A 21,414-nucleotide genomic window follows, 5' to 3' on the forward strand; every position below is an offset into this window, starting at 1 on the left:
ATAAAGTGCCATTACGCGGTAAGCTTTAGGTGGATACTTAAACAGGAGGTTTTATGAACAGAACGATTCTTGTACCCATCGATATTTCAGACTCAGAATTAACTCAACGCGTTATTGCCCATGTTGAAGCAGAGGCCAAAATTGACGATGCGCAGGTCCATTTTCTGACCGTAATTCCGTCACTGCCCTACTACGCTTCTCTGGGACTGGCCTACTCGGCAGAGTTACCGGCCATGGACGATCTGAAAGCCGAAGCAAAATCTCAACTGGAAGAGATTATCAAGAAGTTCAATATCCCAACGGACAGAGTGCACATTCATGTCGCAGAAGGTGCGCCGAAAGATAAGATTCTGGAGATCGCCAAAAAATTACCGGCTGATATGGTCATTATTGCCTCACACCGACCTGACATCACCACCTACCTGCTGGGCTCTAACGCCGCAGCAGTAGTGCGTCATGCGGAGTGTTCGGTACTGGTAGTCCGCTAAGCTTTCAGGCCCGCACATCGCTGCGGGCTTTTTGTTTCTACCACTTATACCCCACGATTCCTGTCCTAAATGTGCTGACATTTTTCCCGCTTATCCGTACCATACACGCCACAGTTTTTATATCAGACTTCTTTTGCCGGACTATCCGGCGTGATGCATACTCTTCTGATGCCACACTATGAATTGAGCCTCTATTAAATGTCGCAAAATCAAGATATTAGCAAGAAAGAACAATACAACCTGAACAAATTGCAAAAACGTCTGCGTCGTAACGTGGGCGAAGCCATTGCCGACTTCAATATGATCGAAGACGGCGATCGCATTATGGTGTGTCTTTCCGGCGGGAAAGACAGCTATACCATGCTGGAGATCCTGCGTAATTTGCAGCAAAGCGCCCCGATCAGTTTTTCCTTGGTTGCGGTTAACCTCGATCAAAAACAACCTGGCTTCCCAGAGCACATTCTGCCGGAGTATCTGGAACAGCTGGGCGTTGAGTACAAGATTGTCGAAGAAAACACTTACGGGATCGTCAAAGACAAAATCCCTGAAGGCAAAACGACCTGCTCGCTCTGCTCTCGCCTGCGTCGCGGCATTCTGTACCGTACGGCAACCGAGTTAGGTGCCACCAAGATTGCGCTCGGCCACCATCGCGACGACATCCTGCAAACGCTGTTTTTAAACATGTTCTACGGCGGAAAAATGAAAGGTATGCCGCCGAAGCTGATGAGTGATGACGGTAAGCACATCGTGATCCGCCCGCTGGCTTACTGCCGTGAGAAAGATATCGAGCGCTTCTCCGAAGCGAAAGGTTTCCCGATTATTCCGTGCAATCTGTGCGGCTCACAGCCTAACCTGCAGCGTCAGGTCATTGCTGACATGCTGCGTGACTGGGACAAACGCTATCCAGGTCGGATTGAAACCATGTTCAGTGCGATGCAGAACGTTGTGCCTTCACATCTGAGCGATATCAATCTGTTCGATTTTAAAGGCATTAAGCACGGTTCAGAGGTTGTGGACGGCGGTGATTTAGCGTTCGATCGTGAAGAGATCCCGCTACAGCCTGCGGGCTGGCAGCCAGAGGAAGATGATGCTCAACTGGATGAGTTACGCCTGAACGTGGTGGAAGTGAAGTAAGGCGATTTTGTAAACGTCTTATCAGGCCTACAACGAGCATATACCCGTTGTAGGCCTGGTAAGCGGAGTGCCATCAGGCACTCCAATGGGTATTTATTTCAATAAACGAACTCGGCAAGTCTTGCCTTTAATCTTACCGTTTTGCAATTGTTTCCACGCCTTGTGCGCTATGTTCTGGCGAACGGCGACATAGACGTGTGCCGGATGAACGGCAATTTTGCCGATATCGGCGCCATCCAGGCCAATATCACCGGTCAGAGCCCCCAGAACATCACCAGGACGCATTTTAGCCTTTTTGCCACCATCAATGCATAACGTCGCCATCTCTGCTTCCAGCGGCAGGATTGACACGTTAGCTGGCGCTGGCAGCCAGTTCAGCTTCAATTGCAGCATTTCAGAAAGAATATTGGCACGCTGTGCTTCTTCCGGCGCACAGAAACTAATCGCCAGACCGCTGTTACCGGCTCGCGCGGTACGTCCGATACGATGGACATGAACCTCCGGATCCCACGCCAGTTCGAAGTTAACCACCAGTTCGAGTGATTTAATATCCAGGCCACGTGCGGCCACATCGGTAGCAACCAGAACGCGTGCGCTGCCGTTGGCAAAACGCACCAGCGTCTGGTCGCGATCGCGCTGTTCAAGATCGCCATGCAGTGAAAGTGCGCTTTGCCCCGCCGCATTCAATGCGTCACACACGGCCTGACAGTCTTTTTTGGTGTTGCAAAAAACGACGCATGAAGCAGGCTGGTGCTGGCTGAGCAATTTTTGCAGCAGCGGAATTTTTCCGTGGCTGGAGGTTTCGAAAAACTGCTGTTCAATCGCCGGTAACGCATCGACCGTATCAATTTCAATGGTTAATGGATTTTGTTGCACCCGGCCACTGATGGCGGCAATGGCTTCCGGCCAGGTCGCAGAAAACAGCAAGGTCTGGCGAGAAGCTGGTGCAAAGCGAATGACATCATCAATCGCATCGCTAAAGCCCATATCCAGCATGCGGTCGGCTTCATCCATAACCAGCGTATTCAGGGCTTCCAGAGAAACGGTGCCTTTTTGCAGGTGGTCGAGTAAACGCCCCGGCGTGGCGACAATAATATGAGGTGCATGCTGCAGAGAGTCACGCTGTGCACCAAAGGGCTGCCCACCGCATAGCGTTAAGATCTTGGTGTTTGGCAGAAAACGGGCTAAGCGACGCAACTCACCCGCCACCTGGTCGGCAAGCTCGCGCGTCGGACACAGCACCAGTGACTGCGTCTGAAACAGCGCAGCATCAATGTGCTGTAATAACCCGAGACCAAAGGCCGCCGTTTTGCCACTGCCGGTTTTAGCCTGCACGCGAACATCTTTCCCCGCCAGGATTGCCGGTAATGCGGCAGCCTGAACAGGCGTCATTTCAAGATAACCCAGCTCGTTAAGATTCTCGAGTTGGGCAGCAGGTAAAACATTCAGGGTTGAAAAAGCAGTCACAATTTAATCTCGCGGTAAAAACTCACATTCAGCAGGCGCGTATCCTCGCAGATCTGCGCCTACGATGCGACAATTTAATAGGTTCTTCATCCGGCGGCGGATCCGGCATTGGCTGCGGACGAGGAATGGGATCGGGAATGGGAACCGGGTCAGTCGGGAGCGAATCCGTGTGCGCAGTTGCAATCAGACAGGTCATATACTCCTCCAGTCATTCAGGTTGACTCTTTTAGGGTAGACGCTGATTTCCTGCAGGCAAAAAAAAGCCGACTAATCTAAGTCGGCGTCGTACGAATCAATTGTGCTATGCAGTAATTCAAAAAAGGAAGTAAGACAATATGGAGCGCAACGCCCATCGCTTGACGTTGCATTCACCTGCGAGAGAGATATTGCCCCGAATAGGTAGATGGTTTATTGACCTCGCTCAAAATTCAGGACGTTTTCATGCGCAAAAGTCACTAAAAAACGTTGTTGTTACAACCATTTACTACGATGCAACCATAAAGTAACACCACCAATCAGGACCACTAACAGAATACAAAAAAGTGAGAAACCGAACTGCCAACCACCGCCGGGGATACCGCCGAGGTTAACGCCGAAAAGCCCGGTTAAGAATGTGCTGGGAAGAAAAACCATTGCCATCAATGACATTGTATACGTTCGACGAGCCAGAGACTCCTGCATCACCTGCGCAATTTCATCCGCCATGATACCGGTCCTGGCAATACAGGCATCGATTTCATCCAGTCCTCTCCCCAACCTGTCAGCGATATCCTGCATCCGTCGCCGATGGTCGTCAGTCATCCAGGACAACCTTTCGCTCGCCAGGCGGGCATAGACATCACGCTGTGGCGCCATATAACGGCGCATCACAATTAACTGCTTACGCAGTAATGCCAGGAAGCCACGCGGCGGGATCTGCTGATCGAGCAGGTTATCTTCCAGATCGATAATTTTGTCGTGCAACTGTTCGATAAATTCGCTGGCATGATCGGTCAGCGCATCACAAACATCCACCAGCCAACCGCCACAATCAGCTGGCCCTGTACCTTCCTGGAGGTCGCTGACCACGTCATCCAGTGCCAGCACTTTGCGCTGACGCGTTGAGACAATCAGACGTTCATCCATATATAAACGCATCGCTACCAGTTGGTCAGGCCGCTCGTCGGTGCTGCCGTTGATACAGCGCAGCGTAATTAACGTACCTTCTCCTACCCTGCTGACACGCGGGCGCGTGCTTTCACCCGCCAGCGCATCACGCACGTTATTGGGGAGTAAGGGCGTTGTCGCCAGCCATTGCGCACTTTCAGGATGAGTATAATTAAGATGCAGCCAGCAGGGATGCTGAGTGTCGATAACATCGTTATCTTCCAGTGGTTTCACCCCACCACGCCCATCCAACAGCCAGGCAAACACGGCATCCGGCACATTAACATCCGTTCCCTTAATGGCTTCCACAGCGCCTCCACAAACATTCAGCTTTTTTCGTTAGTCTAGCCGTCAGAATATGTTAAGCAATATCTCATTGTCCCATTGTGCTGAAATGACTCATAAAAGTATCTGATAACAAAAAAAGCGCCGACAAATGTGGCGCTTGTTGCGAGGCACCCTGTTAAGCCCGCTGGCGTCTCTCAGATTCAAAAGCGTGACTTAAACGAAACTTGTGCGTTCGCGACTGGAGGTCAGTCACTTGATTTTTCAGAATATCCGAAGAGTCAGACAGTTCATCCACCATAATGGCGTTACTCTGGGTAACGTTTTCCAGTTCCGCGAGCGCATGAGTAATACTGATGATCCCTTTCTCCTGCTCCTGCGTAGTGGTTAATATCTCGCCCATCAGTTGGTTTAATTGCCCGGCACCACCAACAATATCCTGCATATTTTTTTCAGCTTCACGCACAATAGCCGCACCTTGCTGAACGTTTTCATGAGTTTGGGCAATCAGATGTTTAATATTCTTAGCGGCATCTGCGCTACGGTGCGCGAGCATTCGTACCTCTCCGGCCACCACGGAAAAACCTTTGCCATGTTCTCCCGCTCTCGCCGCTTCTACGGCGGCATTCAATGCCAGAATATTTGTCTGGAATGCAATACCATCTATCAGGGTAATAATTTCTGTCATCTGCTGGGCGCACTCGGTGATCGACTGCATATTGGTTGCGACCTGCACCATTAAATCACCGCCCTGCCGGGCAGATAGTGTTGCAATATTGGCCTTAGCACTCGCCATTTGCGTATTCTCTGCATTGTTACGCGTGCTGACCGCTATTTCATCCATGTTGGCAGCCGTTTGCATTAATGCTCCGGATTGCTGCTCTGTTTTTACTGATAACTCAGCGCTGCGTTCCGCAAGCTGTTCAGAGAGCGCCATCGCCGTTTGTGAAGATGTTCTGATCTCATTAACGAGTGTTGAAATATTACTTGATAAACTATTAATGCCCGGTATTAATCTTCCCGCACAGTTATTGCCAAACTCTGGAATACTAATCGCCAGATTCCCGGAGGTTACCTCCTCAATGCTTCTTTTAACCGTATTAATTGGCACGACTAAATATTTCGTCATGTACCACCACAAACATAATATAGAAGTAAAACTGACCAAATTAGTTCCAATGATAATTACCGGGGGAGCGGAAAATATTATTTCAAAAACATTGAGAGCGACCGCCGTAATGAGCAGAAATAAAATAATAAAGGTTCTGACGCTAATATCATTTAACATTTTAGTCCTGTGCGCTAAGAAATAACGTGGATATTATTTTTTATAGCATCTGCAATGCAAATTTCCATAACGCGGAGACGAAAGACGAACTTTCAATGAGAGTCTGCAATCCTTTCACTTAAGACAGGTAATTACACTATTAGTTTACATTAACCAGGTGTTTTATCCTGCAAAGGGTGATGCTGGTGCTTGTCGTTAGATTATTGTGATGGCAAGCACGCCGTGTGCATAAAATGCACAGAATTATAAATCTGATGAATATTTGTATAAGTAAAGGTCTATCATTTTCGATGTTTGCCCCTTCCCCCTAATAGTCATTGTAAAAACACAAGAACATCCCAGGTTTTATCAGGTTAACTGGACAAAACCTGCTAAATTTATCATCACGTCTTTTTTTTGATAGGTAGTAAGATGTTGCACGTGTCGTGGGACCCTGTATTGATTGGGATTTCCTTTATTGTCGCGTTTATTGCCTCCTTTATTGCCCTCGACAGCGCGGGCAAAGTGGCAATTTCCAGCAGACGTGAATCTACCTTCTGGCGACTCTCTGGCGGCGCTACGCTGGGTATGGGGATCTGGTCGATGCATTTTATCGGTATGCTGGCCATGAAAATGAGTATGCCAATAAATTACCATTTATCCCTCACCGCGTTTTCGTTCTTTATTGCGCTCATTTCTGCGACAGTCGCCATCAATATCGCCATTTCTGGTAATACGCTATCAACAAAACGCCTGCTCATTGCTACCAGCATATTAAGTGCCGGTGTTGTTACAATGCACTACGTTGGTATGTATGCCGTTATCGAACATGTGGCTATAACCTGGGATCGCTCGCTGATCCTACTCTCCGTGATTATTGCCGTCGCTGCGTCTGGCGTGGGTTTGTGGCTGGCCTTTCACTTACGCCAAAATAGCCGTCGAGCGCTAATAAATCGGCTTATTGCTGCCTTTATTATGGCGCTGGCAATAGCCTCTATGCATTACACCGGTATGGGAGCAGCTACGTTCACCCATTTTGGACACACTGCGCACGATGGTCTCAGCACGCTGGAACTTTCTATCTGGGTCTGCGCCGTCACGCTTGTTATTTTGGGGATCATGCTGGTGGTTTCGATGGTGGATTCGCAACTCCGTACCTCCCGACTGGCTGACAATCTGCATCAGTTGAACTGCCAGCTTGAGCATCAGGTTCACTTCGACGCGCTGACCGGTCTCGCTAATCGTACGCAAATAGACACCTGCTTACTGGCCTGCCTGCGGCATTCTAAACTGCATCAGCAGCATTTCGCGTTGGTATTTATCGACCTCGATCGTTTTAAAGTCGTTAACGATACCTGGGGACATCACATTGGCGATCAGCTACTGATAGCCAGTACACAGCGAATCTTCACTTGCCTTGATAACTCAATGACGCTGGCAAGACTGGGGGGCGATGAATTTATCCTGCTGGTTCCAGACTGCAACCAGCAGGATATCTCCACCCTGCTGACGCGGATTGCCGATGTGATCGGTGAACCCTTTACCTTGTTCGAACATACCATTCGGGTTTCGTTAAGTGCGGGGAGCAGTATTTACCCTGAGCATGGCTCAACGCTGCATGAGCTAAAAGTGAAGGCCGATATGGCGATGTATCATGTCAAACAGGCGGGCAGAAACGGCTGGGCTATTTATCATCCGGAAATGGAAGCTATCGCGGATACACCGCCGACATTTTTACAAGAATTGTCGCAAGCGCTTGAACGCAACCAGTTTGAGCTATGGTATCAGCCTAAATATACCGCTGGAGATCATTCCCTGACCGGTTTTGAAGCATTATTACGCTGGCATCATCCGGAACGCGGCATGCTGCTGCCAGCCGAATTTCTTTCTGCGTTGGAAGATACGGGCCTGATTATTCCCGTTGGGAAATGGGTTATCCAGCAGGCATGCCTGCAGTTGCATCAATGGAAATTACAGGGAAATACAGAATGGACGCTCGCCGTTAACCTCTCACCCGCCCAGTTTGAACAGCATGATATTATTGATGTTGTTTGTAACGCCCTGGCGCAGTATCAACTGTCACCTGCCTGCCTCACGCTGGAACTCACTGAAAGCACCGCCCTTAAAAATTTGAAACGCAGTGTGGAAGTCCTGAATGCTTTTTCTGCTTTGGGGATCACCGTATCTATTGATGATTTCGGTACAGGTTATTCAAATATATTGATGCTGAAGTCTCTTCCGGCGCGCGAATTAAAAATTGACAGGATATTTGTCAAAGATATCAGCGAGAACAGCAAAAACACAAAAATTGTGTCTACCATTATTGACATAGCTCACTCCATGAATATGCGTGTGGTGGCAGAAGGAATAGAAACCCAGGAACAGGAAATACTCCTTACTCAGATGGGGTGTAGCATGCTGCAAGGTTTCTTGTTTGCAAAACCGCTGCCAGCACATAAGATTCATGAACTGATACAACAAGAAAACAGCATCAAGCAAAAGCCAGTTGTACCCCCCTTGTCTCACCGACAATCAATAACATTGTGAGACGTAATATCTAAAAATATTCGCCATTTAACAGGCAACACAGCAGATAAAAATAACGGGATTATCGATGAGCACAACCGAGCTGCATTCACTGGATTTATTAACCATTCCGGTGTGGATTGTTTTGCCACATACCGAAGAGCTGGTGTTCGCTAATAACGTTGCACGGGAGCTAATGCAGGGTCTCTGTTTTTCCCCGCTCCGCAAGGGAACATTTTCAACGCATGCTCAAAATGACTTAACCATGTATCTCAGCGACTTGCGAAATCATCACCATGTAGTGGAAATTCTCACGGTTTACCGCGACGGTGAAGAGATTGCGATGGCAAGTCGCCTTTCCATTAAACCCCTGCCTGGCATGGGTGAAGTCATCCTTTTCGAAGGCATTGAGACGCCTGCTGCACAGGGTCTGAAAGCGAGCCGTTCAGCAACCTATCAGCGGAAAAAACAGGGATTTTATGCGCGCTTCTTCCAGACTAATTCCGCGCCAATGTTACTTATTGATCCGTCCCGCGATGGGTTGATCGTGGATGCAAACCTCAGTGCGCTCAATTTTTATGGATACACTCATGATGTGATGTGTCAGAAACATACATGGGAAATCAATATGCTGGGCCGCCATATACTTCCGGTGATGCATGAAATCGCCCATCTGCCCGGCGGCCATAAACCTTTGCATTTTGTCCATAAACTGGCTGATGGGACTTCCCGTCATGTGCAAACCTACGCCGGACCGATCGAAATTTACGGTAATAAACTGATGTTGTGCATTATTCATGACATTACCGAACAAAAGCGGCTGGAACAGGAGCTGGAGCGTGCGGCCCTGCGAGATGTTTTAACGGGATTACTTAACCGCCGACATTTTTATCAGGTAACCGAGCCGGAACAGACGCATGCGATATCATTGACGCAGGACTACAGCCTGTTGTTGATCGATACGGATCGCTTTAAAAGCATTAACGATCTGTTTGGCCATTTAAAAGGCGACGAAGTGCTGTGTGCTCTGGCACGTACCCTGGAATCCTGTGCGCGAAAAGACGATCTTATTTTTCGCTGGGGTGGTGAAGAATTTGTGCTGCTCCTGCCGCGAACGTCGCTGGATGTCGCTCTCAACCTAGCAGAAGTGATCCGTGCGACAGTGGCAAAGGTGACTCTCCCTGGCCTTCCCCGCTTTACCGTCAGCATTGGTGTAGCACGGCACGAAACAAATGAAAGTATCGATGAGTTATTCAAACGTGTTGACGACGCGTTGTACAAAGCCAAGAACGAAGGCAGGAACAGAGTGCTGGCCGCCTGATGTTTACGTCGTTCAGCGACTACGTTTAGCGTGACGCTCCCAGTTATCCTGTTTTGCCTGCGCGGTTTTACGCAATGCCACATAGCATGCCCCGCTGCCGCCGTGATGCGGCAGTGCGGCGCAGTATGCTTGCACGTCGTCAAATTCCGTCAACCAGCGCGCTACGTAGCTGCGAATAATATTGGCATGAGAATTATCGTCACGTCCCTTGCCGTGTATCACCAGCACGTTACGCAACCCTTCTTGCTGCGCCTGCAGAATAAAGCTAAAGAGCATCTGACGACATGTTTCAACAGGTTGGCGAATAAGATTAAGACTCGCCTGCTGCGGGTATTTTCCGTTTCGCAGCTTGTCAGTCACACCGTTCTGTAAACCTTCGCGACGAAACTCGAGCGGCACACTTAACGGGACAATATCGAGAAATCCCGTCGAAAGAAAATTATCCAGTTGAAGCGTATCGATACGCGCCGGAGTGCGAAGATTGCGCATGGGCTGCCAGTGTACATCGGTATGGCTTTTCAGCGGTTGAACATCCCCCATAGCGTCAAGAAACAACGATGCATCATCAAGGTTCATGTTTCATCCTCCAGCGTATTGCGATGGGCATTATCATAACCGCGCACTATTATACCGACAACTATACCGGTAACGGTTTACGGTTATTTCCAATAATTAACCGGATCCGTCGCGCTGAACCGATCTACTCACGACAAGTTGATATCCATTTTTAGAGGTATAGCTGCGACGGTCACTGGCGTGATAATGTGTAGCCTCGCCTGAATGCTGTAATGAGAGAAACGGATGCTTAACTTACTGGAAGACACCATCGACACGCCGCTGGGCCCGCTGTGGGTTATTTGTGATGAGCAATTTCGCCTGCGCGCAGTGGAATGGGATCAGCACAGCGATCGCATGGAACAATTGCTTAATATTCATTACCGCACAGAAGGTTATCAGCGCATTACCGCCAAAAACCCAGGTGGATTAAGCGACAAACTCGCTGAGTATTTTGCCGGAAACCTCAGCATCATTGACACGCTGGAAACGGCAACCGCTGGGACGCCTTTCCAGCGTGAAGTCTGGCAAGCGTTACGCACTATCCCCTGCGGGCAGGTCATGCATTATGGTCAACTGGCCGAACAGTTGGGACGCCCCGGTGCTGCAAGAGCCGTCGGCGCAGCTAATGGCTCCAATCCAATAAGCATTGTGGTCCCCTGTCATCGCGTCATTGGACGTAACGGCACCATGACCGGATATGCCGGTGGCGTACAACGAAAAGAGTGGTTATTGCGTCACGAAGGTTATTTGCTACTCTAGATTCCAGGCAATTAATGCCTTATCCATCACACTTCCGCATAATGCGATCCCAAATTAATTGTGGTTAATCAAGCAGATACAAATATTCACTCCAGTTATGCTTGAATTATTCTCTCTTGGGAGTAGCTCAGGCTTACGTGCTCACCAAAAAGATGTTAAAATTGACAAATATCAATTACGGCTTGAGCAGACCTATGATCCCGGAAAAGCGAATTATACGGCGCATTCAGTCTGGCGGTTGTGCTATCCATTGCCAGGATTGCAGCATCAGCCAGCTTTGCATCCCGTTCACACTTAACGAGCATGAGCTTGACCAGCTCGATAACATCATCGAGCGCAAAAAGCCTATCCAAAAGGGGCAGACGCTCTTTAAAGCAGGTGATGAGCTTAAATCACTCTATGCTATCCGCTCCGGAACGATTAAAAGCTATACCATTACCGAACAAGGCGATGAGCAGATTACTGGCTTCCATCTGGCGGGCGATCTGGTCGGTTTTGACGCGATTGGCAGCGGACATCACCCGAGCTTTGCTCAGGCGCTGGAAACCTCGATGGTATGCGAAATTCCTTTCGAAACCCTTGATGACCTGTCCGGCAAAATGCCAAATCTGCGTCAGCAGATGATGCGTCTGATGAGTGGCGAAATCAAAGGCGACCAGGATATGATCCTGTTGTTGTCGAAGAAAAACGCTGAAGAGCGCCTGGCGGCCTTTATCTACAATTTGTCTCGTCGCTTTGCCCAGCGTGGATTCTCGCCTCGTGAATTCCGCCTGACCATGACCCGTGGCGACATCGGTAACTACCTCGGTCTGACGGTTGAAACCATCAGCCGCCTGCTGGGTCGTTTCCAGAAAAGCGGTATGCTGGCGGTGAAAGGCAAATACATCACTATTGAGAATAGCGACGCGCTGGCAGTTCTTGCTGGCCATACGCGTAACGTTGCGTAATCTTTCCGCAAGCATCTCTGTTATCCTTCTGTCAAATCGCTAAATTATCCCGATTTATTGATCTGGCAGGAGGTTATTCCCTGTTTCAAACCACATTATTGGGTTACTCTTTTAGTTACAAACTGCGATGACAGTTGTAAGGAGACCCTGTATGGCTATGTATAAAAATATGCTGGTCGTCATCGACCCGAACCAGGACGATCAACCAGCATTACGGCGAGCTGTTTATTTGCATCAACGGATTGGTGGCAAAATTAAAGCCTTTTTGCCGATCTATGACTTTTCCTATGAGATGACTACCCTGCTGTCGCCCGATGAGCGTACGGCAATGCGTCAGGGGGTTATCAGCCAGCGAACTGCATGGATACGTGAACAAGCGAAATACTATATCGAAGCAGGGATCCCTCTGGAGATTAAAGTGGTCTGGCATAACCGACCCTTTGAAGCCATTATCCAGGAAGTCATCAGCGCCAAGCATGACCTGGTCCTCAAGATGGCGCACCAACACGACCGCCTCGAAGCCGTAATATTTACGCCAACCGACTGGCATTTATTGCGTAAATGTCCAAGTCCGGTATGGATGGTGAAAGACCAGCCATGGCCTGAAGGGGGTAAAGCACTGGTTGCAGTAAACCTCGCCAGTGAAGAGGCTTATCACAACGCGCTCAATGAAAAACTGGTCAAAGAGACGCTACAGCTTGCAGAACAGGTTAACCATACCGAAGTGCATCTGGTAGGCGCCTACCCTGTTACGCCAATCAACATCGCGATTGAACTGCCTGAATTTGATCCCAGCGTTTATAACGACGCAATCCGTGGACAGCATCTGCTGGCCATGAAGGCGCTACGCCAGAAATTCAGTATTGATGAGAAAGTGACGCACGTTGAAAAAGGCTTACCTGAAGAGGTCATTCCTGATTTAGCCGAGCACTTACAGGCAGGTATTGTGGTATTGGGGACCGTCGGACGTACCGGTATTTCTGCCGCGTTTCTTGGTAATACCGCGGAACAGGTTATCGATCATCTACGCTGTGACCTGCTGGTCATCAAGCCAGATGAATATCAGACGCCAGTTGAACTGGACGACGAAGAAGACGATTAACCACATAATAAAATGCCGGATGGCGATATCATCCGGCATTTTAAACGCCTAGTGTTGCTCCTCGCCGCCGAGGAAATAGATACCAAGCGGGATAGCCAACAGAATCGTAAACACCATGCTGTAGACACAAATCATTGCAGATTGAATGGCATACATTGAAGCGGTCCAGTCGGATAGCGGAATGTCATACTGTTCAATAACGCCGCCGATCGTCGCGCGCGTCACGACCGACGCTGCGATAATAAACACTCCAAGCAGGCACAACAAAAATTTCCGTCCCTTCGCTGTTTTCAGCTTAGCCATGATCATAGTACTGTCCTTTTGCAGATGAAAACCTTGTTACTTTGCGCTAACAATACCATGACATCAACTGACTGTCTGCTACATAAACCGCATACTGGGTTGACGTCAGCACTATTTCGCTGAAAATAACGCTGATTGCATTATTTATCTCTCCTTTTGATTAATGATCTGACCGCCCTAACTGAGTAAAATATCTGGGGATTAAGATGTCAGATGATATTTAGATAACATGGAGTTGCCAGGAAGAATCATGATCGCTGAACTGTTTATGAATAATGCGTTTAATTTGACGGTAATTCTCAGCTGCTGTGCCGCGCTGGTCCTGATGAGCGTCTGGTATCATCGTGGAGAGCGTCGCTGCAAAGGATTCATATTTCATGCCGCACAATTTTTTGTCTATGCCATTATCATTGGGACGTTTGGCAGCATTGCTAATAACGTTATCGAAAGTTACAGCCTGAAATTTATCTCCCCCAGCGTGGTCGACTTTATCTGCACCTCATTGATTGCGTTAATCCTGACCATCAAACTTTTTCTGGTGATTAATCAGTTTGAAAAGACGCAGATTAATAAAGGCAGAGATATCACCAGCGCGAGGATCCTGTCGCGTATCATCAAAATTACCATCGTGGTTGCCATCATTTTACTGTATGGCGAACACTTCGGTATGAGCTTATCCGGCCTGTTAACCTTTGGCGGCATTGGCGGTATCGCTGTGGGTATGGCGGGGAAAGATATTCTGAGCAACTTCTTCTCAGGTATTATGCTCTATTTCGACAGACCGTTTAGCATCGGCGACTGGATCCGCTCCCCGGACCGCAATATTGAAGGCACAGTGGCCGAAATTGGCTGGCGAATGACTAAAATAAACACCTTCGACCATCGTCCGTTGTATGTGCCAAACTCGATTTTCTCCTCCATCAGCGTAGAAAATCCAGGGCGCATGACCAACCGGCGTATTAAAACGGTGATCGGGTTACGATATGAGGATGCCGATAAAGTCGGTGCTGTTGTCGAGTCGGTCAGAGAAATGCTGCAAAACCATCCAGGAATAGACCAGAAACAAACTCTGTTGGTCTATTTTAATGAATTTGCCGATTCATCGTTGAATATCATGGTGTATTGCTTCACGAAAACCACCGTCTGGAAGGAATGGCTCGCGGTACAGCAAGACGTTTATTTAAAGATTATCACGATAGTCCAGGCAAATGGCGCCGACTTTGCGTTCCCCAGCCAGACGCTGTATATGGATAATCCTGAAGCATCGCCGTCGACACACTAACAAAAAAAAGACGCGGAAATCCGCGTCTTTTTTGTACTTATTTCAATGAGGCAATATCAATTACAAAGCGGTATTGCACATCGCTTTTCAACATCCGCTGCCAGGCATGATTAATATCCTGAATATTGATCACTTCAACATCGGCGGTAATACCATGCTGACCGCAAAAATCGAGCATCTCTTGCGTTTCGGCAATACCGCCAATAACTGAACCCGCCACAGACCTACGTCCAAGGATCAGGGGAACCGTATTCAGAAACGGATCCAACGCACCGAGATAACCAACCAGCACCAGCGTACCGCTTAGTGCCAGGGTTGGGATATACGGGTTCAGGTCATGAACGTAGGGCACAGTATCGATAATCAGATCAAACTGATTCGCTGTCGCTTTCATCTGCTCACTGTCAGTGGAAAGCACAACATGACTGGCACCCAAACGTCTGGCATCAGCTTCTTTGCCCGGTGAACGCGTAAACAGCGTAACTTCCGCGCCCAGTGCATTTGCAAGTTTGTTGAGCGTGAGTCCCGCATCCAGTTGGTATTGCATATTCGACTCTCCAGAGCGGTGGCAACATTGCACCACCGGGGGCTGAAAACAGTAAAATTATAGAGACTCGACGTGTCGGTGATTAGAGAGGAAAAGAAAGACAAACTTATGAGCTGGGCTCATCAATAATAAGCAGCAGGTACTCTTTATTTGCAGGTTACTGATTGATGACTTACGCCACAATCTCGATTAAATTGCCGTCAGGATCTTTTATCACCGCTTCGTAATAACCATCGCCCGTAGTGCGCGGACCTGAGACTAATATCCCCTGTTTCTGCGCTTGCATTGCAACGGCATCAACATTTTCATTGCCGCCAACAGAAATGGCGAGGTGTACCCATCCGCAACGATTATTGTCAGGTTGCTGCCCGACAAGACCCGATTTGGTCATTAACTCAATTGCAATATCCTCGCCAATTTTGACAAAATAAGATTCAAACCCAGGGTTGGTTTTACTGCAGTATTTCTCGTTGATCTTACCGTCAAAAAATGAGACCCAGAAGCGAGCTTGCTGCTCGAGATTCTGTGTCCATAACGCCATATGCGCAATTTTCATAGCTTACCTCTTTCCGTTGTATCCAGAATAGTACGGTCCCTGTAAGGGATGTTGACATCGTTAATCATAATGCACGATCATGCACTTTATTGCTCGATGTTTATTTTACCTGGAGTATCTATGCTCGATTACGCCGCATTCCCGGAACAGCGCCAGGCGCTTATCTATCAGATCCTGCAAGAAAACGGCAGAGTCATTTGTTCTGAACTCGCGAACCGATTAGGTGTTTCTGAACATACAATTCGTCGTGACTTGCATGAATTGAGCAAAGATGGCGTGTGCAAGAAGGTCTATGGTGGCGCGGTAATTGCACTCCCTGAATCCGAAGACATTGCCGTGCGCAAGGGTATTAATGTGGCCAAAAAGAGCAACATCGCGCAGCGATGTGCCAGACTGGTCAAATCCGGAAGCTGTATTTTTATCGACACGGGTAGCACCAATCTGGCGATGGCAGAAGCTCTGCCCGCCGAACTGGCGTTAACCGTGGTGACAAATTCACCGGAGATTGCCGCCGTTTTGCTAAAAAAACCGCTGTTTGAGGTCATTATGCTGGGCGGCGCGGTACAGAGATCTTCTGGCGGGTGTGTGGGAGCTTCCGCCATCGCGCAAGTGCAGGACATTTTATTCGATCAGGGATTTATTGGCGGCTGTGCGATGTCGCCTGAATCCGGCTTAACGGGGTTTGATTACGCGGATTGTGAGTTCAAAAAAGCGGTGATCAAACAATGTAATGAAACTATCGTCGCGCTAACCGCTGAAAAAATCCCAGCCGTCGCCCGATATGTCGTTACCGAAAGCAGCAATATTGATGTGATTGTTGTAGAGGACAACATCAGCAAAGAGTACGCCACAGCATTCCAGGCGCACGATATTCGGATTTATACCGTCTAACCGCGGCAGGCTCTCTGAAAACTTACTGTGCTAAACGTCGCTCCTGGCGTCAGCGCGGTGATAGCTGACAGACAATCCAGACGGATTTTTTGCTGATTTTCAGATTGCCCCACTACCAGAAATTCTTCTTTTTCCACGGTGGTACACGTCGTCAACGCTTTAGCATCAAAACATGTGCCATCCGTTAGTTCAATGCGCAACCAATAGTGGTACATGCAGGCGATTTCCAGATAATCATGAAGATCGCAATCTATCGGGTGATACTCTTCGGTCGTTTTCATCGCGTTACCTTCCCCAACGTCTTGTATATTCGGGAAATCGCCAACGCAACTTCCCGAACTATCCAGCTATTTCAACGCTTCAATGGGAGCGCCAAAATTAATATGCAGCACATTGCCGTCAATCACCAGCGCCGGCACAGATTTCACGCCAGCCACTTCAGCCTCGGTAACCCGATCAGGATGCTCTCCCAGATGAACCACATCGATTTCAACATCCGCAGACAAGTGCTGCAGAAGAGCTTGTTCTGCGGAAACACAAACCGGGCAACCTGCATGATAGAAACGAGCTTTAGTCATGATACATCTCCTTTAGATTATAGTATCGATTCGATACTATAATTTATAGTACGTTGCTTTTATTCTTTGTCAATATAGTTTTCAATCGATACTATATGCCGAGGAGGATTTGTTATGACCGACATGTCACTTTTCGACGTACTTGACCGGCTTTCCAGCCTGACACGGATGTGGTTTCGCCAGCATCCTTTACTGGTGGATCTCCAGCCAGTACAACTTAGTGCGTTAATGTATCTGGCCCGTTGTAACCGTTATTCCAATACGCCGCTTGGCGTGACAGACTACCTTGGTCTCACCAAAGGTACCGTGTCGCAATCGCTGAAGCTGTTGGAAAACAAAGGGTTGATTGTTCGCAAACCGGATGACCGTGATAAACGTAGCGTCCATCTACACTTAAGTGAGTCGGCCAATACCTTATTGGAAGCCCTGCTGCCCCCCACGTTTTTAGTGGAGGGTGAATCGGCAATGGGTGAACGGGCGAGCGTACTCAGAGAGCTGCTGTTAGAACTGTTACGCGGGATCCAGAGGACCAACAATGTGCCTGGCTTTGGTCTTTGCCATAGCTGTCGGTTCCACCAAAAAATTGACGGCCAGGGATTTTGTAATCTGACGAAAGAGAGATTAAGTGAAGAAGACTCGTTGCTGATTTGCCGTGAGCATCAACCGCCGGAAACGTAGAATGGCTGATGCAAAATCACACCAGCCATTATCTCTGTCAGTGCTTAACGATATACATTGTGCGGCTATAGGCCACATCTTCAGGGTTAGTAATCGGATACCCTTTCAGCCACGGTTTAATTAAACGCCCATTAGTGTACTGATAGATCGGCGCAATAGGCGCCTGTTCCATCAGAATTTTCTCCGCAGCGTTATAATCAGCATTCCGCGCTTTTTCTGTATTCTCCAGAGTAGCCTGGGTCAACACTTTATCGTATGCCGGATTATTAAAGCGGGAGATATTGCCCGTATGGGTCGATGTTAATAGCGACAAGAACGTAGAAGGTTCATTGTAGTCACCCACCCAGGAGGCACGGATCACATCAAAGTTGCCGGTATTACGACTATCAATATAGGTTTTCCATTCCTGGTTCTGCAGTTTCACGTCAACACCAAGGTTTTTCTTCCACATAGAAGCCACTGCGATAGCAATCTTCTGATGATTTTCTGAGGTGTTGTACAGCAGCGTCAGTTTAAGCGGTTTCTGTGGACCATAGCCCGCCGCACGCAGCAGCGTTTTCGCCTGCGCGTTCAATTCTTCCTGACTCATTTGCTCAAACGGTGAAGGTTCCGGCACAAATCCTGCCGTTACATCCGGCGTAAAATGCCATGCTGGCTTCTCACCGGTACCCAGCACCTTCTCCGCCATCAGGCGACGATCGATAGTCATGCTGAGCGCCAGACGCACGCGTGAATCGGCAGTCGGTCCCTTCTGGGTATTAAAGGCATAATAATAAGTACCAAGCTGCGGCGGGGTGTAAACCTGACCCGGGATATCCTTCAGCAGTTTCTGGTACATATTTTTCGGGAAGGATTCCGTGATATCAATATCACCAGCAAGATAGCGTTTGGTCGCTGCCGATTCCTGGTTAATTGGCAGGAAGGTAACTTTTTGCAGCACTGTTTTGGCGTTGTCCCAATAATGCGTGTTCGGGACAACTTCCAGTTTTTCGTTCACGACGCGATTTTTTAGCACATAGGCGCCGTTACCAATCAGGTTACCCGGTTTGGTCCACTCTTTGCCGCTCTCAACGTTGGCTTTTTGTACCGGATAAAATGCAAAACTCGCCGTCAGATTGGCAAACCAGGGCAGCGGTTTATCCAGTTGAACTTTCAATGTCCGTGCATCGACAGCACTAACGCCAAGTTTATCAGGCGTGGCTTTGCCATCGATAATAGCCTGAGCATTATTAATGCCCGCCAGCGCAGCAAACCAGGCAAACGGCGACAGCGTTTTTGGATCAACCAGACGCTGCCAGCTGTAGACAAAATCCTGCGCCGTTACGGGCGTACCATCCGCCCATTGCGCATTGTCGCGCAGCGTAAACGTCCAGATGCGGTTATCGTTACTCTTCCACTGGGTAGCGACGCCAGGTACGATCTCACCCTTCTCATTCTGGTTGACCAGCCCTTCAAATAAATCACGAATTACCTGAATCTCAGGGAGCCCGACGGCCTTTGCCGGATCAAGCGACGCCGGTTCGTCTTTTATATGACGCACCAGTTCTTGTTTCTCTGCCAGTACCGTTCCGCTGGGAACATCAGCAGCCCAGGATAAAGAAATGCTGCTAACCAACAACGCACAACAGGTTACTGAAACAGAATGCTGCATAAGATACCCTCGATTCCGGCTACTAAGTGAATGTGTAATTATTTGTATCGCCAGCAGGAAATGCAATTAACTTCCGACAAGAAAGTGATATTACACCTGAAAAGATAAGTGTGTGAAAACGATTTGATTATCCATACATTTTGCACAACACTGCGAGTAACAATCCAAGCATTCAGAGATGACTATGACCGTTACCCGTCCCCGTGCCGAGCGCGGCGCATTCCCACCTGGAACCGAACATTACGGACGTTCATTGTTAGGCGCACCGCTAATCTGGTTTCCTGCACTGGCAGCCGATCGTGAAAGCGGCCTGATACTGGCGGGAACGCACGGCGACGAAAACTCCTCGGTCGTTACCCTTTCCTGCGCATTGCGTACGCTTAACCCTTCCCTGCGTCGCCATCATGTGGTGCTAGCCGTAAACCCTGACGGTTGCCAGCTTGGGCTGCGCGCAAATGCGAACGGCGTCGATCTTAACCGTAACTTTCCCGCCGCAAACTGGAAAGCAGGCGAAACGGTGTATCGCTGGAACAGTAGCGCAGAAGAGCGTGATGTGGTGTTGTTGACCGGCGATCATCCGGGCTCGGAACCAGAAACCCAGGCATTGTGTCAGCTTATTCACCGAATTCATCCCGCCTGGGTAGTCTCTTTTCACGATCCACTGGCCTGTATTGAAGATCCCAGAAGCAGCGAGCTGGGCGCGTGGCTGGCACAATCGTTTGAATTGCCTCTGGTCACCAGTGTAGGTTATGAAACGCCCGGCTCTTTTGGTAGCTGGTGCGCAGACCTAAACTTACACTGTATAACCGCCGAATTTCCGCCCATTTCATCGGATGAAGCGAGCGAAAAATACCTGCTGGCCATGTCCAATCTCCTGCGCTGGCACCCTAGAGATGGAGCTGCCCGGTCGTAAAATGCAGGGCTGGCACCGCATCGGTGGCAAGCCACGTTGGGCCATCAAGATCGGCAAAGCTAACCAGTGGTGTAAGGGGTAACGCCGCGCCGATCGCCCGGGAGGTACACAGCATACAGCCCAGCATCAGCGCAAATCCCTGCTCGCGTGCTTCGGTTGCCAGCGCGAGCGCTTCCGTCAGGCCGCCTGTTTTGTCCAGTTTGATATTAACCATTTCATAGCGTCCGTGCAGCGCTTTCAGACTGCTACGGGTGTGGCAGCTTTCATCTGCGCAGATGGGTAGCGGATGTACAAAATTCTCCAGCGCGGCATCATCCTGCGCCGGCAGCGGCTGCTCCAGCATCGCAACCCCTAAATCAGCCAGCAGCTGACAGCGTGCCGCAAGGCCTTCTGCCCGCCAGGATTCGTTGGCGTCGACAATAATCGTGGCGTCAGGAACAGCCGCACGAATGGCAACCATTCGCTCACTAATCAAGCGAGCATCCAGTTTAACTTTCAGCAATTTCGCGCCATTTTCCCACAGCGCAGCCGCGCTCGCAGCCATTTGTTCCGGCGAGCCAATCACTACGGTTTGCGCCGTAGTCACCACTTCCGCCAGTTCACTTCCCACTAATTCCGCCAGCGACTGCTGCTGTTGACGCGCGCTTAGATCCCACAACGCGCAATCCACGGCATTACGCGCTGCCCCCGCTGGCAGCTGCTTTTGCAGCTCTTCACGCGTCATTCCGTTTTCCAGTTGTGGCGCAATGCTCATAATTTGCGCCAGCACTGAGGCATCGCTTTCACCGTAGCGCGGGTACGGTGTGCACTCGCCAATACCTGTGACGCCGTTTTCTTCCACTTCGACAACCACCACATGCGCTTCGGTCCGGCTCCCACGGGCAATGACAAAGGGAGTGTGCAGCGGCCAGGCTTCCTCATATACCTTAACTGTTCTCATTTGTTTTCCTTAATGCAGTCCCTGAAGCGGATATCCGCAAATAGCGTTTGCCGTGTTAACTGCTGATGGCATAAA

23 protein-coding genes are annotated in these 21,414 nt (G+C 49.2%); 11 read left to right on the forward strand and 12 right to left on the reverse strand.

The genetic code is table 11. The annotated features are described in order from the left end of the window. Positions 1-53: 53 nt before the first annotated feature. Together uspF and ttcA are read left to right on the forward strand one after the other, a co-directional pair. Positions 54-488, forward strand: coding sequence for a universal stress protein UspF (gene uspF, locus WC1_RS12175; protein WP_003020369.1), 435 nt, complete (start codon positions 54-56; stop codon positions 486-488). Positions 489-686: 198 nt separating this feature from the next. Beyond that, positions 687-1,622 carry a tRNA 2-thiocytidine(32) synthetase TtcA gene (ttcA, locus tag WC1_RS12170; protein WP_003833209.1) on the forward strand — a complete coding sequence of 312 codons (936 nt, stop codon included), beginning with the start codon at positions 687-689 and terminating at the stop codon, positions 1,620-1,622. 93 nt (positions 1,623-1,715) lie between these two features. Here ttcA and dbpA read toward each other — a convergent pair whose 3' ends face one another. The 4 genes from dbpA to WC1_RS12155 all read right to left on the reverse strand — a co-directional run bounded on the left by dbpA (position 1,716) and on the right by WC1_RS12155 (position 5,808). Continuing rightward, complete coding sequence (gene dbpA, locus WC1_RS12165; protein ID WP_003843930.1) at positions 1,716-3,089, reverse strand: ATP-dependent RNA helicase DbpA; 1,374 nt, start codon at positions 3,087-3,089, stop codon at positions 1,716-1,718. A gap of 28 nt (positions 3,090-3,117) precedes the next feature. After that, the gene (locus WC1_RS25080) at positions 3,118-3,285 is read right to left on the reverse strand and encodes a proline-rich small protein YnaL (protein ID WP_008322343.1); all 168 of its coding nucleotides are present in this window, start codon (positions 3,283-3,285) and stop codon (positions 3,118-3,120) included. 275 nt (positions 3,286-3,560) lie between these two features. After that, positions 3,561-4,544, reverse strand: coding sequence for a zinc transporter ZntB (gene zntB / locus WC1_RS12160; protein WP_003020379.1), 984 nt, complete (start codon positions 4,542-4,544; stop codon positions 3,561-3,563). Between the two features lie 154 nt (positions 4,545-4,698). Continuing rightward, positions 4,699-5,808, reverse strand: coding sequence for a methyl-accepting chemotaxis protein (locus WC1_RS12155; RefSeq protein WP_016150306.1), 1,110 nt, complete (start codon positions 5,806-5,808; stop codon positions 4,699-4,701). 411 nt (positions 5,809-6,219) lie between these two features. Between WC1_RS12155 and WC1_RS12150 the strand changes: the two genes are divergently transcribed. Beyond that, positions 6,220-8,334: a putative bifunctional diguanylate cyclase/phosphodiesterase gene (locus WC1_RS12150; protein WP_016150307.1), complete on the forward strand. Its 2,115-nt coding sequence runs from the start codon at positions 6,220-6,222 to the stop codon at positions 8,332-8,334. Between the two features lie 67 nt (positions 8,335-8,401). Continuing rightward, a complete protein-coding gene (locus tag WC1_RS12145) occupies positions 8,402-9,634 on the forward strand; it encodes a sensor domain-containing diguanylate cyclase (RefSeq protein ID WP_016150308.1) in 1,233 nt (410 codons plus the stop codon). Between the two features lie 12 nt (positions 9,635-9,646). Here the strand turns inward: WC1_RS12145 and smrA are convergent, their stop codons facing one another. Then, positions 9,647-10,210: a DNA endonuclease SmrA gene (gene smrA / locus WC1_RS12140; RefSeq protein ID WP_003843940.1), complete on the reverse strand. Its 564-nt coding sequence runs from the start codon at positions 10,208-10,210 to the stop codon at positions 9,647-9,649. Positions 10,211-10,435: 225 nt separating this feature from the next. Between smrA and ogt the strand changes: the two genes are divergently transcribed. The 3 genes from ogt to uspE all read left to right on the forward strand — a co-directional run bounded on the left by ogt (position 10,436) and on the right by uspE (position 13,000). Next, positions 10,436-10,951 carry a methylated-DNA--[protein]-cysteine S-methyltransferase gene (gene ogt / locus WC1_RS12135; protein WP_016150309.1) on the forward strand — a complete coding sequence of 172 codons (516 nt, stop codon included), beginning with the start codon at positions 10,436-10,438 and terminating at the stop codon, positions 10,949-10,951. 194 nt (positions 10,952-11,145) lie between these two features. Beyond that, a complete protein-coding gene (fnr, locus tag WC1_RS12130; protein WP_003020397.1) occupies positions 11,146-11,898 on the forward strand; it encodes a fumarate/nitrate reduction transcriptional regulator Fnr in 753 nt (250 codons plus the stop codon). Positions 11,899-12,049: 151 nt separating this feature from the next. Continuing rightward, on the forward strand, positions 12,050-13,000 hold the full coding sequence (gene uspE, locus WC1_RS12125; protein ID WP_003840808.1) for a universal stress protein UspE: 951 nt from the start codon (positions 12,050-12,052) through the stop codon (positions 12,998-13,000). A gap of 48 nt (positions 13,001-13,048) precedes the next feature. Here uspE and WC1_RS12120 read toward each other — a convergent pair whose 3' ends face one another. Beyond that, positions 13,049-13,309, reverse strand: coding sequence for a DUF2534 family protein (locus tag WC1_RS12120; protein ID WP_003020403.1), 261 nt, complete (start codon positions 13,307-13,309; stop codon positions 13,049-13,051). A 244-nt stretch (positions 13,310-13,553) separates the two neighbouring features. On the opposite strand from WC1_RS12120, the gene WC1_RS12115 reads away from it, so the two are divergent. Then, a complete protein-coding gene (locus tag WC1_RS12115) occupies positions 13,554-14,585 on the forward strand; it encodes a mechanosensitive ion channel family protein (protein WP_003843943.1) in 1,032 nt (343 codons plus the stop codon). A 37-nt stretch (positions 14,586-14,622) separates the two neighbouring features. Here the strand turns inward: WC1_RS12115 and WC1_RS12110 are convergent, their stop codons facing one another. After that, complete coding sequence (locus tag WC1_RS12110; RefSeq protein ID WP_016150310.1) at positions 14,623-15,132, reverse strand: zinc-binding dehydrogenase; 510 nt, start codon at positions 15,130-15,132, stop codon at positions 14,623-14,625. A 172-nt stretch (positions 15,133-15,304) separates the two neighbouring features. Then, complete coding sequence (locus WC1_RS12105) at positions 15,305-15,688, reverse strand: VOC family protein (protein WP_016150311.1); 384 nt, start codon at positions 15,686-15,688, stop codon at positions 15,305-15,307. 120 nt (positions 15,689-15,808) lie between these two features. On the opposite strand from WC1_RS12105, the gene WC1_RS12100 reads away from it, so the two are divergent. Beyond that, a complete protein-coding gene (locus WC1_RS12100) occupies positions 15,809-16,579 on the forward strand; it encodes a DeoR/GlpR family DNA-binding transcription regulator (protein ID WP_003843948.1) in 771 nt (256 codons plus the stop codon). Here WC1_RS12100 and WC1_RS12095 read toward each other — a convergent pair. Together WC1_RS12095 and WC1_RS12090 are read right to left on the reverse strand one after the other, a co-directional pair. Beyond that, on the reverse strand, positions 16,576-16,860 hold the full coding sequence (locus WC1_RS12095; RefSeq protein WP_016150312.1) for a Rho-binding antiterminator: 285 nt from the start codon (positions 16,858-16,860) through the stop codon (positions 16,576-16,578). The genes WC1_RS12100 and WC1_RS12095 overlap by 4 nt on opposite strands. 66 nt (positions 16,861-16,926) lie before the next feature. Next, positions 16,927-17,157 (reverse strand): glutaredoxin family protein, encoded by a 231-nt coding sequence (locus WC1_RS12090; RefSeq protein ID WP_016150313.1) that lies wholly within the window; start codon positions 17,155-17,157, stop codon positions 16,927-16,929. 114 nt (positions 17,158-17,271) lie between these two features. Between WC1_RS12090 and WC1_RS12085 the strand changes: the two genes are divergently transcribed. Next, on the forward strand, positions 17,272-17,835 hold the full coding sequence (locus WC1_RS12085) for a MarR family winged helix-turn-helix transcriptional regulator (protein WP_003840791.1): 564 nt from the start codon (positions 17,272-17,274) through the stop codon (positions 17,833-17,835). Between the two features lie 37 nt (positions 17,836-17,872). Here WC1_RS12085 and mppA read toward each other — a convergent pair whose 3' ends face one another. Next, a complete protein-coding gene (gene mppA, locus WC1_RS12080) occupies positions 17,873-19,486 on the reverse strand; it encodes a murein tripeptide ABC transporter substrate-binding protein MppA (RefSeq protein ID WP_003840789.1) in 1,614 nt (537 codons plus the stop codon). A 184-nt stretch (positions 19,487-19,670) separates the two neighbouring features. Here mppA and mpaA point away from each other — a divergent pair, with 184 nt between their 5' ends. Further along, on the forward strand, positions 19,671-20,399 hold the full coding sequence (mpaA, locus tag WC1_RS12075; RefSeq protein ID WP_003020433.1) for a murein tripeptide amidase MpaA: 729 nt from the start codon (positions 19,671-19,673) through the stop codon (positions 20,397-20,399). Here mpaA and ycjG read toward each other — a convergent pair. Continuing rightward, complete coding sequence (gene ycjG / locus WC1_RS12070; protein ID WP_003840784.1) at positions 20,374-21,339, reverse strand: L-Ala-D/L-Glu epimerase; 966 nt, start codon at positions 21,337-21,339, stop codon at positions 20,374-20,376. The two genes, mpaA and ycjG, sit on opposite strands and share 26 nt — an antisense overlap. Positions 21,340-21,414: the final 75 nt, after the last annotated feature.

This window comes from Citrobacter sp. KTE30 (assembly GCF_000398825.1).
In the GTDB taxonomy this organism is placed as follows: Bacteria; Pseudomonadota; Gammaproteobacteria; order Enterobacterales; family Enterobacteriaceae; genus Citrobacter; species Citrobacter freundii.

Coding starts and splice junctions, on each gene's coding strand:
- WC1_RS25080 (WP_008322343.1), bottom strand. CDS start 3,285: ATGACCTGTCTGATTGCAACTGCGCACACGGATTCGCTCCCGACTGAC.
- WC1_RS12095 (WP_016150312.1), bottom strand. CDS start 16,860: ATGAAAACGACCGAAGAGTATCACCCGATAGATTGCGATCTTCATGAT.
- ttcA (WP_003833209.1), top strand. CDS start 687: ATGTCGCAAAATCAAGATATTAGCAAGAAAGAACAATACAACCTGAAC.
- WC1_RS12155 (WP_016150306.1), bottom strand. CDS start 5,808: ATGTTAAATGATATTAGCGTCAGAACCTTTATTATTTTATTTCTGCTC.
- WC1_RS12120 (WP_003020403.1), bottom strand. CDS start 13,309: ATGATCATGGCTAAGCTGAAAACAGCGAAGGGACGGAAATTTTTGTTG.
- mpaA (WP_003020433.1), top strand. CDS start 19,671: ATGACCGTTACCCGTCCCCGTGCCGAGCGCGGCGCATTCCCACCTGGA.
- uspE (WP_003840808.1), top strand. CDS start 12,050: ATGGCTATGTATAAAAATATGCTGGTCGTCATCGACCCGAACCAGGAC.
- WC1_RS12150 (WP_016150307.1), top strand. CDS start 6,220: ATGTTGCACGTGTCGTGGGACCCTGTATTGATTGGGATTTCCTTTATT.
- WC1_RS12115 (WP_003843943.1), top strand. CDS start 13,554: ATGATCGCTGAACTGTTTATGAATAATGCGTTTAATTTGACGGTAATT.
- ycjG (WP_003840784.1), bottom strand. CDS start 21,339: ATGAGAACAGTTAAGGTATATGAGGAAGCCTGGCCGCTGCACACTCCC.
- fnr (WP_003020397.1), top strand. CDS start 11,146: ATGATCCCGGAAAAGCGAATTATACGGCGCATTCAGTCTGGCGGTTGT.
- uspF (WP_003020369.1), top strand. CDS start 54: ATGAACAGAACGATTCTTGTACCCATCGATATTTCAGACTCAGAATTA.
- smrA (WP_003843940.1), bottom strand. CDS start 10,210: ATGAACCTTGATGATGCATCGTTGTTTCTTGACGCTATGGGGGATGTT.
- WC1_RS12085 (WP_003840791.1), top strand. CDS start 17,272: ATGACCGACATGTCACTTTTCGACGTACTTGACCGGCTTTCCAGCCTG.
- WC1_RS12105 (WP_016150311.1), bottom strand. CDS start 15,688: ATGAAAATTGCGCATATGGCGTTATGGACACAGAATCTCGAGCAGCAA.
- WC1_RS12090 (WP_016150313.1), bottom strand. CDS start 17,157: ATGACTAAAGCTCGTTTCTATCATGCAGGTTGCCCGGTTTGTGTTTCC.
- WC1_RS12100 (WP_003843948.1), top strand. CDS start 15,809: ATGCTCGATTACGCCGCATTCCCGGAACAGCGCCAGGCGCTTATCTAT.
- WC1_RS12110 (WP_016150310.1), bottom strand. CDS start 15,132: ATGCAATACCAACTGGATGCGGGACTCACGCTCAACAAACTTGCAAAT.
- WC1_RS12145 (WP_016150308.1), top strand. CDS start 8,402: ATGAGCACAACCGAGCTGCATTCACTGGATTTATTAACCATTCCGGTG.
- ogt (WP_016150309.1), top strand. CDS start 10,436: ATGCTTAACTTACTGGAAGACACCATCGACACGCCGCTGGGCCCGCTG.
- mppA (WP_003840789.1), bottom strand. CDS start 19,486: ATGCAGCATTCTGTTTCAGTAACCTGTTGTGCGTTGTTGGTTAGCAGC.